Below are 14,890 nucleotides of genomic sequence, written 5' to 3' on the forward strand. Positions count from 1 at the left end.
AGTACTCCCCGCCTTTCCGAACATTTTTATCCTTTGTATTAATCCATAAAGTCATACGGAGAAACGTTTACCATAGCCGCTCGTTCTGCCTCTACAGATAGCTCAAACTCTGCTGTTTCAACCTCTAAAGCACCTTTTCCAATCATACCCTTTACACGATCTGTTAACGATGTTTGACGTGTTTTATCTTCTGTTCTCTGTATACCCTGTAATAACGTATCTTCTTCGCCACATAAGATTAGAAACTCCTTACTACGTGTAATCGCCGTGTAAATCAGATTTCTTCTTAACATTCGATAATAACTTTTCACGACTGGGAAAATAACAATCGGAAATTCACTACCTTGAGATTTATGTACAGAGCAACAATAAGCATGTGTAATCTGACTAAGATCCTGTTTTTTATAGGTTACTTCCGTTCCTTCAAACGCAATAACCACAAGGTCCTCTTTTTCTATATTTTCTTTTGCATAAAAGATTGAAACAATTTCACCCATGTCTCCATTAAATACATTTTGTTCAGGCTGATTCACCAGTTGTAACACTTTATCACCCGTTCGGTAGACCTTATCACCGAATGATATTTCTCGCTTTTGGTCAGTCTTAGGGTTAAATAATCCTTGAAGCTCTTCGTTTAATTTGTCAATTCCCGCAGGTCCACGATACATCGGTGCTAATACTTGTATATCTCTTGGAGCAAAGCCTTTTTTCACGGCATTTGCACATACTTTTTTGACAACATCAATGACCTGATACTGATTACATTTAAGGAAGGATCGGTCAGATTTGGCTGCCATTATATCATGCGGTAATGTGCCTTTTTTAATATCGTGTGCTAGTTCTACAATGGTTGAATCCTCTGACTGACGGAAAATATCAACTAAACGGACGGTAGGTATTTGTTCTGTATGTAACAAATCCTTTAATACCTGCCCTGGGCCTACTGATGGAAGCTGATCTTCGTCACCTACTAAGATGACTTGAATATGCTGTGGCAGCGATTTAAACAGTTGGTTGGCTAGCCAAATATCAACCATTGAAACTTCATCCACAATTAGTATTTTTCCATCAATCGGATTATCCTCATCATGATCAAATCCATCAACACCATTCCAGCCGAGTAGTCGATGAATGGTTACAGCAGGGAGTCCTGTAGATTCATTCATTCGCTTTGCTGCTCTTCCAGTCGGAGCGACGAGCACAAACGGAAAAGGCTCTTCCTTTTTATAATCCTTTGGATCTAATGAGCATCCATGAAGCTCTGCATACAATTCAACAATACCTTTAATCACTGTAGTTTTACCCGTACCAGGTCCACCCGTTAAAAGCAGCATAGGAGAAGAAAGAGCTTTTTGGATAGCATCCTTTTGTGAAGGAGCATAATGTACTTTTAACCTCTCTTCTAACCCACCAAGAGCAAGTAAAAACTCTGATTCTGGAAATGAGTCTACATACTCCTCCTGACTCAGTAAACGTTTAATACTTGTTACAAATCCTTTTTCAGCAAAGTACAGAGAAGGTAAATAATATCTACTGTCCTCGAAAATAAGTCTTCCTTCCTCCACTAGAAATTCAAGTTGTAACGAGATATCTTCTGTTGGCATTTGTTCATATGGATTAGCGTTAAGTAAATGCTTTACACGTTCAATTAACTGCTCACCATATAGATAGACGTGGCCTTCTTGCATGCTAAATTGATCAATGACATACAGACAAGCTGCCTTAATACGTTCTGGATGCTTTCCTGTCATTCCAATTCCCTTACCAAGTTCATCAGCTTTTGCAAACCCGATGCCTTCTACGTCTGAGATTAATTGATAAGGGTTTTTTGAAATGATTTCTAACGTTTGATCACGGTAAGTTTGGTAAATCTTCATGGAAAGTTGTGGACCAAACCCGTATTGAGATAACGTAACCATGACCTTCTCTAAACCTTGATGTTCCAACAAGGTTTTTGCCAGTTCCTTAGCCTTGTCTGCTGCTAATTGAGGAACCTTTTGTAATATATCTGGATTGTTTAGTATCTTATTGATTGCATCTTCCCCAAGAGCCTCTACAATTTTTTCAGCGGTCTTTTTTCCGATTCCCTTAAAGAGATCACTTGATAAATACAAGATAATTCCTTGCTCTGTTTTAGGTATCTCTTTTTGGAAATGATTCACATGATACTGAATCCCAAACTTAGGATGGTCTTTAAATACCCCAAAAAAGGTATACGTTTCATGGTCCTGTAAAAGAGGAAAATAGCCTGTGACAATGGCCTCCTTGTCCTCATAGTTTTCAGTTGTTTCTTCAATGCGTATTCTAAGTACCGTATAAAGATTAGAATCATTGTGGAATATGGTGACAAGCGGATGACCTTTTATGTATTTCTCTTCTGTCATCAGGGCTCCCCTCCTCTCTTTACATAGGCCCTTTTCTAAACGATAAATACTACATTTAACGTTAAAAGTAAGTTCAACTTTAGATGAAATTGGTTAAAAAGCAACAAAGTTTTAGAAAAGAGCCTTTACATAAGTTGATTAGTTTTATTGTAATCCTTGTTCTAATAACCTCTTTCCGTTTCCTGCCAACAGATGATCTGGTTGGATCTCAAGAGCTTTATTAAACATCTCTAATGATTTAACTTGATCTTCTTTATGTGCATACGCAACGCCTAGATTAAAATAGACATCTGCATTTTCAACGTTCATCTCAATTAACTCCTCGAACTGCTTTATGGCTTCATCAATTATTTCTAACTGTGCTAAGCATAGTCCATATTGAAATTTTGCTTCTTCATCGTTACCGTTTAATTCAACTGCACGTTGAAGGTATGGCAAGGCATGTTTGAATAACTCCTGTTGCATATAGGTAATACCTAACATAAAAAATACATCTGCGTTATCTAAACCTTTTTCAATGGCCATTGAGAAATAATGCACAGCATTTGTATACTCTTCCTGCTCAAAGTAAATGGTGCCGACACTATAATAGGCAGTTGCCAGTTCCGAGTCAATCTCAATTGCGCGCTTATAAAATGCTAATGCCTTATCAATCTCACCTACAGCTGCCAATAAGTTCCCAAAATTCACATTCCCAATTGCATCGTTTGGATTCTCTTCAAGAACCTCTGTAAAGACTTTCGCTGCTTCTTCTAACTTTCCTTCTTGCATATATTGAATACCCAATTTATTTTTATCTGTCACAGTACTCTTCCTTTCCTAGTGGATTTTTTCTTATGAAGTAAAGAAGACCTCAACCAAAATGGCTGAGGCTTTTACACATACCAAAGTTCCTTGGATTCACGGAAAATATCATTAATTGTTCCCCCACCTAAACACTCATCTCCCTGGTAAAAGACTACTGCTTGTCCAGGTGTGACTGCACGAACTGGTTGGTCAAATACAATTCTAACATTGTTATCATCCAAACGGTGTACGGTTACACCATGATCTTCTTGACGATATCGAAATTTGGCCGTACATTTTAACGGGTCTTGAACAGGTTGATCTGTTACCCAGCTTATATTGGTAGCCGTAATTTCATCTGAGTAAAGGAGCTCATTATGGAAGCCTTGTTCCACAAATAAGATGTTCTTCTCTAAATCTTTTCCAACCACGAACCACGGATCACCGCTGCCCCCAATTCCTAAACCTTGACGTTGGCCAATTGTATAATACATGAGACCATCATGCTTTCCTTTTTCAACTCCAGATAGAGTTTGCATACTTCCAGGCTGGGCAGGCAAGTATTGACTTAAGAATTCTTTAAAGTTCCGTTCACCTATAAAGCAGATGCCAGTACTATCTTTCTTAGAAGCAGTAGCAAGTCCAGCCTTAACTGCCAGTTCACGGACTTCTGGTTTTGTAAGATTCCCTAGCGGAAACATCACTTTTGATAACTGTGCTTGTCCTAGCTGATTTAAAAAATACGTTTGATCTTTATTTTGATCTATTGCACGAAGCATTTTATATTCTCCATCGCGGTAGTCAACTTGAGCATAGTGTCCGGTTGCTAAATAGTCGGCCCCTAGTTCAAGAGCATGCTCCAAAAATGCTTTAAACTTTATTTCTTTGTTACACATCACGTCAGGATTTGGAGTTCTTCCACCTTTATACTCATCTAAGAAGTAAGTAAAGACTTTTTCCCAATACTGCTTTTCAAAGTTCACGGCATAATAAGGTATACCAATCTGGTTACACACTTTTATCACATCATTATAATCTTCTGTTGCGGTACACACCCCGAACTCGTCTGTATCATCCCAGTTTTTCATGAAGATTCCAATCACATCATAGCCTTGCTCTTTCAAAAGAAGTGCAGCCACACTTGAGTCCACTCCGCCTGACATACCAATTACAACTCGAGTTTCACTTGGAGCTTTTGTTGTCATGGTCGTCACCTCCTTGTCATTCGTTTTACTATTTTTACAGTTTCATCTGCAACAGTTTGAATTTGCTCTTTTGTATTGCCTAACCCAAAACTAAATCTAATAGACGTTTTTCCACGTTCTGAATCTTCACCGTACATGGCTACTAGAACATGTGAAGGGTCAATTGAGCCTGCGGTACATGCAGAACCACTAGAAGCGGCAATCCCAGCCAAATCTAAATTCACGAGAAAAGACTCAACATTTATGCCTGGAAAATGAATATTAATAATATGTGGTAGCGTCTTATCAAGGTGACCATTAATGGCAAAAGAAATCTCTTGCTCCTTAAAGGTAGTCGTAAGAATCTTTTTAAACTCTACATATTTATCCCTTTTCTCTTCCATTTCTTGAAGGGATAAGGTAACTGCATGCTTCAGACCAAAAATCCCTGGCACATTTTCAGTACCTGCACGGCGTTTTCTCTCTTGTTCTCCACCATGTGTAACAGAAGTAATTTTTGTTCCTTCTTTTAGATAAAGAAAGCCTGTCCCTTTAGGACCATTTATTTTATGTCCTGAAACAGATAAAGCATCGACTTTTAGATTAGCAACTGATACTGGAATGGCACCAAACGCTTGAACAGCATCTGTGTGGAGATACGCTTGATGGTCTTCTAATAATGCTGCAATCTCTTCTATTGGCTGAATAGAGCCAACTTCATTATTACCTAGCATCATCGTAACAAGTATGGTATCGTCCCTTAATGCTTTTTTTACCTCTTCTACGCTCACCACGCCGTCTTCTCCTACTGGTAGATAAGTCAACATAAAGCCTTGTTGCTCTAAAAATTGACACGTATGTAGGACTGCATGATGTTCAATAGAAGTGGTAATAATATGTGAACCTTTGTCCTTGTTTGCACGTGCAATCCCGACAATAGCTAAATTATCCGCTTCCGTACCACCGGAAGTAAATACAATTTCACTTTCTTTTGCACCAATTGACTTTGCAATAACTTCTCTTGCCTCATCTAACGCATGTCGGCTTTTACGTCCAAAGGAGTGTATACTTGAAGGATTTCCAAATGTAGTGGTCATAAAGGTATGCATTTCATTTGCTACAACTGGGTGGATTGGTGATGTTGCAGCATGGTCTACATAAATCGGTTCTTTCATACCTTTTACTCCTTTCTCACTTTCTAACGGTAGGTTCTGTTCTAAAAATGTATACAAAAACAGACTTTAATATTGTTACCTATATATAAAACATGTAAGCATCTTGATCTCCATCAGAATAGCTAGCTAAATCTTCTAGGGTAGTGTTATCTAATACCTCTTTTACAGCATCTCTTATTCTGATCCATAATTCTCGCTTTGCTGGTTCTTCTTCATCTAATACTTCAACGGGGCTAATAGGTCCTTCTAGCACTCGAATAATATCCCCTGCAGTTATAGATGCTGGTTCATTTGCAAGCATATATCCTCCGTAAGCACCTCTAATACTTTTCACTAACCCTGCATTTCGTAGTGGTGCAATTAGTTGCTCAAGATAATGCTCTGATAAGTCATGTGCTTGTGCAATTGATTTTAAAGAAATAGGACCTTCACCAAATTGTTTGGCAAGCTCAATCATAATGGTTAAGCCATATCTCCCTTTAGTAGATATTTTCATTCTTTACACTCCTTTATACCCAGTAGGGACCATTCTCAGTAATTAATTTCCGACTCCAACTTCATGCGCAACAGCAGCATCCAAATAGAGTGGTGCCAATACTTTATTCACAAGCTTTTCACATTGTGGGAGCGTATAGCCTACAATTGGCCCTATTGAAAAACAAAAAATAATCGTCCCAACAAACACAGGTCCATCTAAAAGAAATCCTAATGATAAAACAACGACTTCAATCGACCCACGAATATATTGAACCTTCCAGCCTGTTTTTTGTGTCAGCACAAGCATTAAAGAATCACGAGGACCTGCTCCACATTTTGCTGATATATATAAGCCAATACCATAACCAATAACTATAATCCCTATTACTAGCATCATAATTTGCTCAAGCAAGCTATCTGGTGTTTTCAGAAATGGAATCATCATTATAAGATCAATAAAAATACCAACTAATAACATGTTTAAAAATGCGCCAAGCTGCGGCCATGCTTTTGATAAGAGACTGGCAAGTAACAGAATAAAAAATCCGGCGATAATGGACCATGTTCCGATACTCAATCCAAATTGCTTATATAGACCAATATGAAAAACGTCCCATGGCGCGCTGCCAATGTCTGCTTTAATCATTAACACGATTCCAAATGACATCACTAACAGTCCAAATAAAAAAACCATCCATTTCAAGGAGCCACGAATCATGCGGTTGAACTTCCCCTGCTTCAAACTAGTCTACCTTCTCTCATCTCACATTGTTGTTTTCACTCTGTATCTTTGATGCTTTTTTAAAGTCTCTTTTTCGTATCTTTGGGCACATTGTACAATGTGAAAAATAACAAAAAGAGCCTTAATCAAATATAAGCATTATAGCACACTTCATTATGGAATACATGAATCTGAATTAAAAACATGTATGGGAAAAGGTTGAGTCCTTTAAGAATTAATTTACAGTTTTATTCGTAAACTTCCCTTCCGTTTATTTATCTTTAAATTCCTTCAATTTCTTATGAATCCCCGCTAGTCTCTTTTCTTCCCCAGCCTCTTTTGGTACATAGTATTGGGTACCAAGTAATTCTTTCGGTAGATAATCCTGCTTTACCCAACCTCCAAAGGTACCAATGGGATAATCATGGGGATATTTATATCCTACATGTCCAAGTGCTTCTGCACCGGCATAGTGAGCATCACGTAAATGTTTAGGAATTTCTCCTACTCTTCCACTTCTAATGTCGGCAATCGCTTTATCCAATGCCGAATAAGCTGAATTTGACTTAGAAGATAAACACATTTCTACGACTGCTACAGATAAGGGAATTCTAGCTTCAGGTAGACCCAGTCTTTCACTTGAAAGGACAGCAGCCAATACATTATTTCCTACAGTAGGATTTGCCAATCCAATATCCTCATAGGCAATGACTAGCAATCTACGATTCAACGCAACAAGATCTCCTGTCTCTAACAGATGGCCAAGGTAATACAGGGCTGCATCAACATCACTTCCTCGAATACTTTTCTGTAAACTAGATAAGAGATTATAAAAATGAGACCCTTTCTTATCTCCATATACTCCTACATTTTCAATTAAATCATCTATCACTTCGTCTTTTACACTATAATTACCATTTCCCGACTTAGAAGAATAAACAATGGATTCTAGCAGAGTTAAGGATTTTCTTGCATCACCATTTGCGCCAGAGGCAATCTTGTGTAACTGGTGTTCTGATATTTCTATAGGCAGTTTACCAAGCCCCTTTTTTTCATCCTTCAAGGCTCTCTGTAATAATTCTAGCAAATCCATAGGCGTCAGACGTTGTAATTGTTTTATTTGTCCACACCGACTACGAATGGCGGGATTTACATCGTGAAAGGGGTTTTCAGTTGTAGCACCAATTAATATGATATCTCCACGTTCAACATGTGGAAGCAGATAATCCTGCTGCGCTTTATTAAAACGATGAATCTCATCTAAAAACAAGAGTACTTGGCCTGTTAATCTTGTCTCCTCGACAACAGCTTCTATATCTTTTTTACCAGCTGTCGTTGCATTTAATGCAATATAAGGAAGTTTCGTTGTCCCTGCTATGGCATTCGCTATCGACGTCTTCCCTATCCCAGGCTCACCATATAGCAACATGGAAGGTACGTGACCATTTTTTATCATTTTATATAAACTAGTAGATGGACCGATTATTTTTTTTTGCCCCACGATCTCATCTATAGTAGTAGGTCTCATTCTATACGCTAGTGGCTCAAAGCTCATTTCAAATGCCTCCTGTCCTAACTCTATTATATATGGAAAAAATACGTGTTGCCAAAAATCCTACTTCTATTGTTTATCCCAGCCTATCAATTTAGCTTAGACTCCCTTTAAAGGGTAGTTTATTTAAGAGCAATCTATGAAAATGTAGCTACCAGTTTGTATCCTTTTTCACGCATATATGGCTTGTTTATGTAATGAAAACTATTAAAACGTATAAAATCCTATTCTTCTGTAAATGCTAGATAAAAATAGTACCCTACGAAACGATAGGAGTTGATACACATGAAAGTAAGATCAGATGCATGGTCACATGAAGATGATTTATTATTAGCAGAAACGGTACTTCGCTATATTCGTGAAGGAGGTACACAGCTACAAGCATTTGAAGAAGTAGGAGATAAATTAAATCGTACTTCGGCCGCATGTGGTTTCAGATGGAATGCAGAAGTAAGAAAACAATATGATCAGGCAATTTCTATTGCAAAGAAACAAAGAAAAGAAAGAAAACGCGCATTAGCCAATGCTACACCTGCTTCAAAATCTTCAAACTCAAGTCTTCCTACAAGAAACAATGTACCAATGGAGGAAACCAAGCAGACTGTACCTGCTTATCAAGTTAAAACAGTTGAAGAATCCAGACCAACTGTACCTGCCTATCAAGTTGAAGCAACCGAAGTCTCTAGACAAGCTAGTGCTTCTGCGTATCAAGTCGAAGCAGCTGCAGAGATTACACCTGTAATGGCACCTAGAAATGGAGGAACAGTAGGTTCTAATAATCTAAATCTATCAATTGATGATGTGATAAGATTTTTAACAAAGCTTAAGCTAGAAGGATCACAAAGTTCACAAGCAAGGCTTGAAAATGAGAGATTACGCTCGGAAAATAATGATTTAAAACGTAAAAACGAAGAATTAGAGCGAAAAGTTCAGAAACTATCTGAACAACATGCAACTATTCAAGAGGATTATCAAGCGCTCGTCCAAATTATGGATCGAGCTCGTAGAATGGTAATGTTTGATGATACTGAGGAGCGTACATCTCCTGTATTTAGAATGGACAAGAATGGAAATTTAGAACAAGTAGCAAAATAATGAATCGCTGAGTATGGGAGTTGGTAGCCATACTTAGCGATTTTTTTATGATTGCAGTAGAATTGCACAGTAAATAGAGAAAATCGCACAGTAATCTAGGATAATTGCACACAAAATCCTGAGAATTGCACAGAAACCTAAGATAATTGCACAAAACTTTCAAAGTGAAAAGCGATCAACCAATGTTGATCGCCAGCTTTCACTTTAATCTTGTACACGACTTACCTTAATATCCTTCGTAATCTCAGTAATGACATGTCCAGCCATGATGAGGCCCGCTACTGATGGTACAAAGGCATTTGAGGAAGGTGGCATCTTTGCCTTACGAATTTTCGCTCCTTCAGGGGCAATTTCTTTTCGGATGTCCTCACGAATGACGATTGGACTCTCATCCGAAAATACAACTTTAATACCTTTCACAATTCTTTCTTTTCTAAGCTTCGTTCTAATTACTTTTGCCATTGGATCTGTATGAGTTTTGGAGATATCTGCTACTTTAAAGCGAGTAGGATCTGTTTTATTAGCCGCTCCCATACTAGAGATAATCTTAATATTTCGCTTAAGGCATTCTTTCATTAAATGGATCTTATAAGAAATCGTGTCAGACGCATCAATTACCCAGTCTAATCCATAGCTGAAAAACTGTTCATATGTTTCTTCTGTATAGAACATCTTAAGGGCAATGACTTCACATTCTGGGTTAATATCTGCAATACGTGCTTTCATTAAATCAGCTTTCGGCTTACCTACTGTTGATAATAAAGCATGTATTTGACGATTTACATTTGTGATATCTACATCATCCTTATCTACAAGGATAATTCTTCCGACTCCGGATCTGGCAAGAGCTTCTGCAGCAAAACTTCCGACTCCCCCTACTCCAAGAACAGCAACTGTACTATTCTTTAAGAGCTCTAGTCCTTCTTTTCCTAATGCTAGTTCATTTCTGGAAAACTGATGTAACATACCTGCACCACTTTCTGTATGATTTACTATTATGCTTGTTTTTCCCGTTTTTAACGATATCATACTACACTTTAATGTAGAGTATTTCAATAGGATTAACAGATTTCTTCATCGGGAAACACTTTTTTTCTAGGAGAAATTTAAAAACCCTATGCTACAGAAGCATAGGGTTACTATGATATGAGTTGTAGGAAAGTCCCAATTGTGCCGTCGAGGCCTTCGTTTTGAACCCGCTCTAGGCAGGTGGGTGCCCTGTTTCAAACGATTGTAAGTCCTCCTGAATGAGGCGTGTACGCTGTCTGAAAACCCGGGCTCCCGTATAACTTATTGTTCGGTCAAAACAATAGGTTATACGACAAACACATCAGGACTTTATGTAGCATTATCATACCATCTTTTGAAAGCGTTATCAAGCTTGTGGAATAGCCTTTTTCTAAATAATAAAGGAGGACAATTGTCCCCCTAATAACTAACTATTCCTTTACATTTAACTTCAGATGTAAATCGCCAAGCTGAGCTTCTGAAACCATTCCCGGCGCTTCCATTAACAAGTCACTTGCACTCGCTGTTTTAGGGAAGGCAATGGTATCCCGAAGATTTGTACGCCCCGCTAAAAGCATAACTAAACGGTCTAAACCTAAAGCAATTCCGCCATGTGGAGGAGTACCATATTCAAACGCTTCTAATAGGAATCCGAATTGCGCGTTTGCTTCCTCTGAAGTAAAGCCAAGCGTATCAAACATTTTCTCTTGAATGTCTCTCTCGTAAATTCTTAATGAGCCCCCACCAAGTTCATAACCGTTTAGGACAAGGTCATATGCTTGAGCACGAACTTCTCCTGGATTGGAAGTTAATTTTTCAAGGTCCTCACGTACTGGCATTGTAAATGGATGATGTGCAGCAAAATATCGATCTGCCTCTGCATCAAATTCTAGTAGTGGCCAGTCTGTTACCCAAAGGAAATTAAATTGACTTGCGTTAATGAGTTTACGTTCTTTTCCAAGCTTTAAGCGAAGAGCACCAAGAGAATCTGCTACTACAGACTTTTGATCAGCTACAAATAGTAACAAATCATTTTCTTCAACTGAAAGTACTTTAGAAATAGTTTGTTGTTCTTCTTCATTAAAGAACTTTGAAATAGGTCCTTTTAAACCGTCAGCTTCAGCTTTTAGCCAAGCAAGACCCTTCGCACCATAACGATTTACATATTCAGTAAGTGCATCTATATCTTTTCTAGAGTAATCTGGTGCACCTGCTTTTACATTGATTGCCTTGACCTGGCCACCATTTTCAACAGCTCCACTGAACACCTTAAATCCAGAATTCTTTACAAGCTCTGAAACATCAATTAATTCCATTCCGAATCTAGTATCAGGTTTGTCAGATCCATAACGGCTCATCGCCTCTTGATAAGGCATTCTTGGGAATGGAGTTGTTATATCCATATCTTTTGCTTCTTTTAGTACCTGTTTCATCATATTTTCAGTCATGGAGATAATGTCTTCCTGTGTCATAAAGGAAGTCTCAATGTCAATCTGAGTAAACTCAGGCTGTCTGTCAGCACGAAGGTCCTCATCACGGAAGCAACGTGCAATTTGATAATAACGTTCAAAACCACCAACCATTAATAGTTGCTTAAAGATTTGTGGGGATTGTGGTAAAGCATAAAACTCTCCTGGATGCACACGACTTGGAACTAAATAATCTCTTGCTCCCTCTGGCGTACTCTTCGTTAAGATTGGCGTTTCTACCTCTATGAAGTTCTCAGTATCTAAATAATTTCTCATTGCTTTTGTAACACGATGTCGTAGTTTGAACGTTTCAAGCATAACCGGTCTTCTTAAATCTAAGTAGCGATATCGTAAACGAACTTCTTCTGCTGCATCTGTTTGATCAGAGATTGTAAAAGGAGGCGTTTTAGCTGCATTTAATACTTCGATCGTCTCGGCACTTACTTCTATCTTTCCTGTAACTAAGTTAGGATTAATCGTTTGTTGAGATCTTTCAACGACTTTACCGGTTACAGCAATGACATATTCATTTCGAACTCCCTCTGCCTTTTTAAGAGCATCCTCTGACAACTCTGGATTAAACACAATTTGAACCAAGCCAGAACGGTCTCTTAAGTCAATAAAGATAAGTCCACCTAAATCACGTCTTTTTTGAATCCAGCCCTTTAATTGAACTGTTTGACCAACAAATTCTTCTGTTACTTCTCCACAATAGTGAGATCTTTCCATTGTATATTCTCCTCCTTTTACCTGTCTCTGTTTTCCATTAGGTAACTTGCAATGCTGTCTAGTGCGACCTCTTCTTGTGTACCTGTTTGTAAATTTTTAATAGAGGCTACTTTTCTTTCTAATTCATCATCGCCAAGAATGACAACAAATTTTGCTTCAAGGCGGTCCGCTGCTTTAAACTGTGCCTTAACTTTTTTATCTAAGTAGTCTTTTTCAACGGTTATATTTGATTTTCTAAGTTCATTTACTAGTGTGACAGACGCGTCCTTCGCTTCTTCTCCAAGCGCTACAACATAGCAATCAATTCCTTTTCCAAGTGGAAGTTCAATGCCCTCTGCCGCTAACGCTAATAGTAATCGCTCTATACTTAACGCAAAGCCAATACCAGGTGTCTCCGGACCTCCGATTTCCTGTGCCAAACCGTTGTAACGTCCGCCACCCATTAAGGTAGTAATAGCTCCAAAGCCTTCAGCATCACTCATAATTTCAAAAGCAGTGTGATTATAGTAATCTAAACCACGAACTAAACGAGAATCGACCTCAAACTCAATCCCCATACTCTGTAAGTAACGCTGCACTTTTTGGAAATAGTGAGCAGATTCCTCATTAAGATAATCTAAAATTGATGGTGCTGTTTCCATTAGTGGATGTTCACGATCTTTCTTGCAGTCCAATATACGAAGCGGATTGGTCTCTAGACGCTTTTGGCAATCTGAGCAAAACTCTTCAATATGTGGAGCAAAATGATCAGTCAGTGCTGTTCTGTGGGAAATTCTGCTCTCCTGATCACCTAAACTATTAATGATTAGCTTTAATTTCTGTAATCCTAATCCTTTATACATTTCCATCGCTAAGGAAATAACTTCTGCATCAATCGCAGGATCTGCACTACCTAACGCTTCAATTCCGAATTGAACAAATTGACGGTAACGACCTGACTGAGGTCTTTCATAGCGAAACATTGGGCCAATATAATAAAGTTTAGTTGGTTGATCTGGAAGACCATACATCTTATGCTCCACATAGGCACGAACAGTCGACGCCGTTCCTTCAGGGCGAAGAGTAATACTTCTATCTCCTCGATCCGTAAAGGTATACATCTCTTTTTGAACGATATCCGTCGTATCCCCAACACTTCTTAAAAACAATTCTGTATGTTCAAAAATAGGTGTACGAATTTCCTTATAATTAAATCTCTTACAAAGCTCTCTAGCTTTTTCTTCAATATATTGCCAGCGTTCGACCTCTCCAGGCAAAATATCCTGCGTTCCCCTTGGAATTTGAATTGACATATTAGTTCCTCCTTAAGCACAGTCGCTCCTGTTGTCTCCTATAATTTTTCAATTGAGAGCTTGTTTGCACTATGTTACTTATCAACAACAGCTGTAAAAACAAAAAAGCCCCCGTCTCTACTTCATCAAGAAGTAGGGACGAGAGCTATTATTCCCGTGGTGCCACCCTAATTGAAGCTGTGACTACTTGATATAGTCAACAAACTTCCACTTTTGACAGTTAACGCCTGTCACGTCCGACTTCTACTTAGTTTCGTACCTTTCGAAGTGGAACCTCCTGAGTGTCTTTCATTAAGTCAGCTTGTAAGAATGTTCACAGCCTAGACATTCCCTCTCTGTGCAAGTGGATCTTAATTACTTTTCTCCATTAACGGTTCTATCCTATATGGTTCTTATTTACATACTTAGTTACAAGAAAGCAACAAGTAATAAAAAACAACTATATTAATAATTGTTATTTATCATACGAATGTTTAAATTGAATGTCAAGAAAATTTTATGATCTTCCTAGGTGTTTTTTTAGCTGCTTTACTTCTCGTAATGTTAGCCCAAATTCTGATGCTAATTCCATACTTGGTGTATTATTTTCCTTCTCAATGAAATCATGAAAATTAACCCCAAATATATGTTGTGTTCCTTTAGCTTGTCCGCCTTTTTCACTGAATCTCATTACGCTCTTCCTTTCTTGTAAATAAATCTCTTTCTATATTGCCCAAAAACATCATTTTTTTTCATAAAACGACAAGGATTTTAATTATTTTCCTAGAAGTATATCTATGGCTTACCTACAAATTGAACTGACATTTACATGTACAGGATTCTACTAATTTGGTAAGGTATAAGAATGAATTAAAGCCATTTTAAGATACATATCAAAAGAATCTTTTTCAATAGTAGTGACATTTAATTACAATAAAATACTAAAAAAACTACTCCTCTAGTAAGAGCGTTACTCTTAAGGATTAGTATTGTAGATTAACGGTAAGTATTAACCTTTACAATAAGGAGGATCTTTCAT

General features: G+C 38.0%; 12 protein-coding genes, 1 other RNA gene and 1 other annotated feature. Of the genes, 1 reads left to right on the plus strand and 12 read right to left on the minus strand.

Features of this window, described 5'->3' with window-relative positions; genetic code table 11:
* Nucleotides 1-38: 38 nt before the first annotated feature.
* From recD2 to LT143_RS05145, 7 genes are all read right to left on the minus strand, one after another.
* Nucleotides 39-2,384, minus strand: coding sequence for an SF1B family DNA helicase RecD2 (gene recD2 / locus LT143_RS05115; protein WP_246940691.1), 2,346 nt, complete (start codon nucleotides 2,382-2,384; stop codon nucleotides 39-41).
* A gap of 144 nt (nucleotides 2,385-2,528) precedes the next feature.
* Nucleotides 2,529-3,188, minus strand: a complete 660-nt coding sequence (locus tag LT143_RS05120) for a tetratricopeptide repeat protein (protein ID WP_246940694.1) — start codon at nucleotides 3,186-3,188, stop codon at nucleotides 2,529-2,531.
* 71 nt (nucleotides 3,189-3,259) lie between these two features.
* Nucleotides 3,260-4,375, minus strand: coding sequence for a tRNA 2-thiouridine(34) synthase MnmA (gene mnmA / locus LT143_RS05125; RefSeq protein ID WP_246940697.1), 1,116 nt, complete (start codon nucleotides 4,373-4,375; stop codon nucleotides 3,260-3,262).
* Nucleotides 4,376-4,380: 5 nt separating this feature from the next.
* Nucleotides 4,381-5,529 (minus strand): cysteine desulfurase family protein, encoded by a 1,149-nt coding sequence (locus LT143_RS05130; protein WP_246940700.1) that lies wholly within the window; start codon nucleotides 5,527-5,529, stop codon nucleotides 4,381-4,383.
* A gap of 79 nt (nucleotides 5,530-5,608) precedes the next feature.
* On the minus strand, nucleotides 5,609-6,025 hold the full coding sequence (gene cymR / locus LT143_RS05135; protein WP_246940703.1) for a cysteine metabolism transcriptional regulator CymR: 417 nt from the start codon (nucleotides 6,023-6,025) through the stop codon (nucleotides 5,609-5,611).
* A 42-nt stretch (nucleotides 6,026-6,067) separates the two neighbouring features.
* The gene (locus LT143_RS05140; RefSeq protein WP_246941513.1) at nucleotides 6,068-6,724 is read right to left on the minus strand and encodes a YczE/YyaS/YitT family protein; all 657 of its coding nucleotides are present in this window, start codon (nucleotides 6,722-6,724) and stop codon (nucleotides 6,068-6,070) included.
* 274 nt (nucleotides 6,725-6,998) lie between these two features.
* Nucleotides 6,999-8,282, minus strand: coding sequence for a replication-associated recombination protein A (locus LT143_RS05145; protein WP_246940705.1), 1,284 nt, complete (start codon nucleotides 8,280-8,282; stop codon nucleotides 6,999-7,001).
* 282 nt (nucleotides 8,283-8,564) lie between these two features.
* On the opposite strand from LT143_RS05145, the gene LT143_RS20355 reads away from it, so the two are divergent.
* The gene (locus LT143_RS20355; protein WP_272495691.1) at nucleotides 8,565-9,374 is read left to right on the plus strand and encodes an RsfA family transcriptional regulator; all 810 of its coding nucleotides are present in this window, start codon (nucleotides 8,565-8,567) and stop codon (nucleotides 9,372-9,374) included.
* A gap of 204 nt (nucleotides 9,375-9,578) precedes the next feature.
* Here LT143_RS20355 and LT143_RS05155 read toward each other — a convergent pair whose 3' ends face one another.
* From LT143_RS05155 to LT143_RS05175, 5 genes are all read right to left on the minus strand, one after another.
* Nucleotides 9,579-10,340, minus strand: a complete 762-nt coding sequence (locus LT143_RS05155; RefSeq protein WP_246940708.1) for a tRNA threonylcarbamoyladenosine dehydratase — start codon at nucleotides 10,338-10,340, stop codon at nucleotides 9,579-9,581.
* Nucleotides 10,341-10,531: 191 nt separating this feature from the next.
* A non-coding RNA gene (gene ssrS / locus LT143_RS05160) (6S RNA) lies at nucleotides 10,532-10,714 on the minus strand.
* Between the two features lie 99 nt (nucleotides 10,715-10,813).
* The gene (gene aspS / locus LT143_RS05165) at nucleotides 10,814-12,580 is read right to left on the minus strand and encodes an aspartate--tRNA ligase (protein WP_246940711.1); all 1,767 of its coding nucleotides are present in this window, start codon (nucleotides 12,578-12,580) and stop codon (nucleotides 10,814-10,816) included.
* Between the two features lie 17 nt (nucleotides 12,581-12,597).
* The gene (hisS, locus tag LT143_RS05170; RefSeq protein WP_246940713.1) at nucleotides 12,598-13,872 is read right to left on the minus strand and encodes a histidine--tRNA ligase; all 1,275 of its coding nucleotides are present in this window, start codon (nucleotides 13,870-13,872) and stop codon (nucleotides 12,598-12,600) included.
* A gap of 131 nt (nucleotides 13,873-14,003) precedes the next feature.
* Nucleotides 14,004-14,252: a binding site (T-box leader), on the minus strand.
* A gap of 116 nt (nucleotides 14,253-14,368) precedes the next feature.
* A complete protein-coding gene (locus LT143_RS05175; RefSeq protein WP_246940716.1) occupies nucleotides 14,369-14,542 on the minus strand; it encodes an RNA polymerase subunit sigma-70 in 174 nt (57 codons plus the stop codon).
* Nucleotides 14,543-14,890 lie beyond the last annotated feature (348 nt).

This window comes from Bacillus pinisoli, from assembly GCF_023036475.1.
GTDB lineage: Bacteria > Bacillota > Bacilli > Bacillales > SA4 > Bacillus_BS > Bacillus_BS pinisoli.

Coding starts and splice junctions, on each gene's coding strand:
- recD2 (WP_246940691.1), bottom strand. CDS start 2,384: ATGACAGAAGAGAAATACATAAAAGGTCATCCGCTTGTCACCATATTC.
- mnmA (WP_246940697.1), bottom strand. CDS start 4,375: ATGACAACAAAAGCTCCAAGTGAAACTCGAGTTGTAATTGGTATGTCA.
- LT143_RS05130 (WP_246940700.1), bottom strand. CDS start 5,529: ATGAAAGAACCGATTTATGTAGACCATGCTGCAACATCACCAATCCAC.
- cymR (WP_246940703.1), bottom strand. CDS start 6,025: ATGAAAATATCTACTAAAGGGAGATATGGCTTAACCATTATGATTGAG.
- LT143_RS05140 (WP_246941513.1), bottom strand. CDS start 6,724: ATGATTCGTGGCTCCTTGAAATGGATGGTTTTTTTATTTGGACTGTTA.
- LT143_RS05145 (WP_246940705.1), bottom strand. CDS start 8,282: ATGAGCTTTGAGCCACTAGCGTATAGAATGAGACCTACTACTATAGAT.
- LT143_RS20355 (WP_272495691.1), top strand. CDS start 8,565: ATGAAAGTAAGATCAGATGCATGGTCACATGAAGATGATTTATTATTA.
- LT143_RS05155 (WP_246940708.1), bottom strand. CDS start 10,340: ATGTTACATCAGTTTTCCAGAAATGAACTAGCATTAGGAAAAGAAGGA.
- aspS (WP_246940711.1), bottom strand. CDS start 12,580: ATGGAAAGATCTCACTATTGTGGAGAAGTAACAGAAGAATTTGTTGGT.
- hisS (WP_246940713.1), bottom strand. CDS start 13,872: ATGTCAATTCAAATTCCAAGGGGAACGCAGGATATTTTGCCTGGAGAG.
- LT143_RS05175 (WP_246940716.1), bottom strand. CDS start 14,542: ATGAGATTCAGTGAAAAAGGCGGACAAGCTAAAGGAACACAACATATA.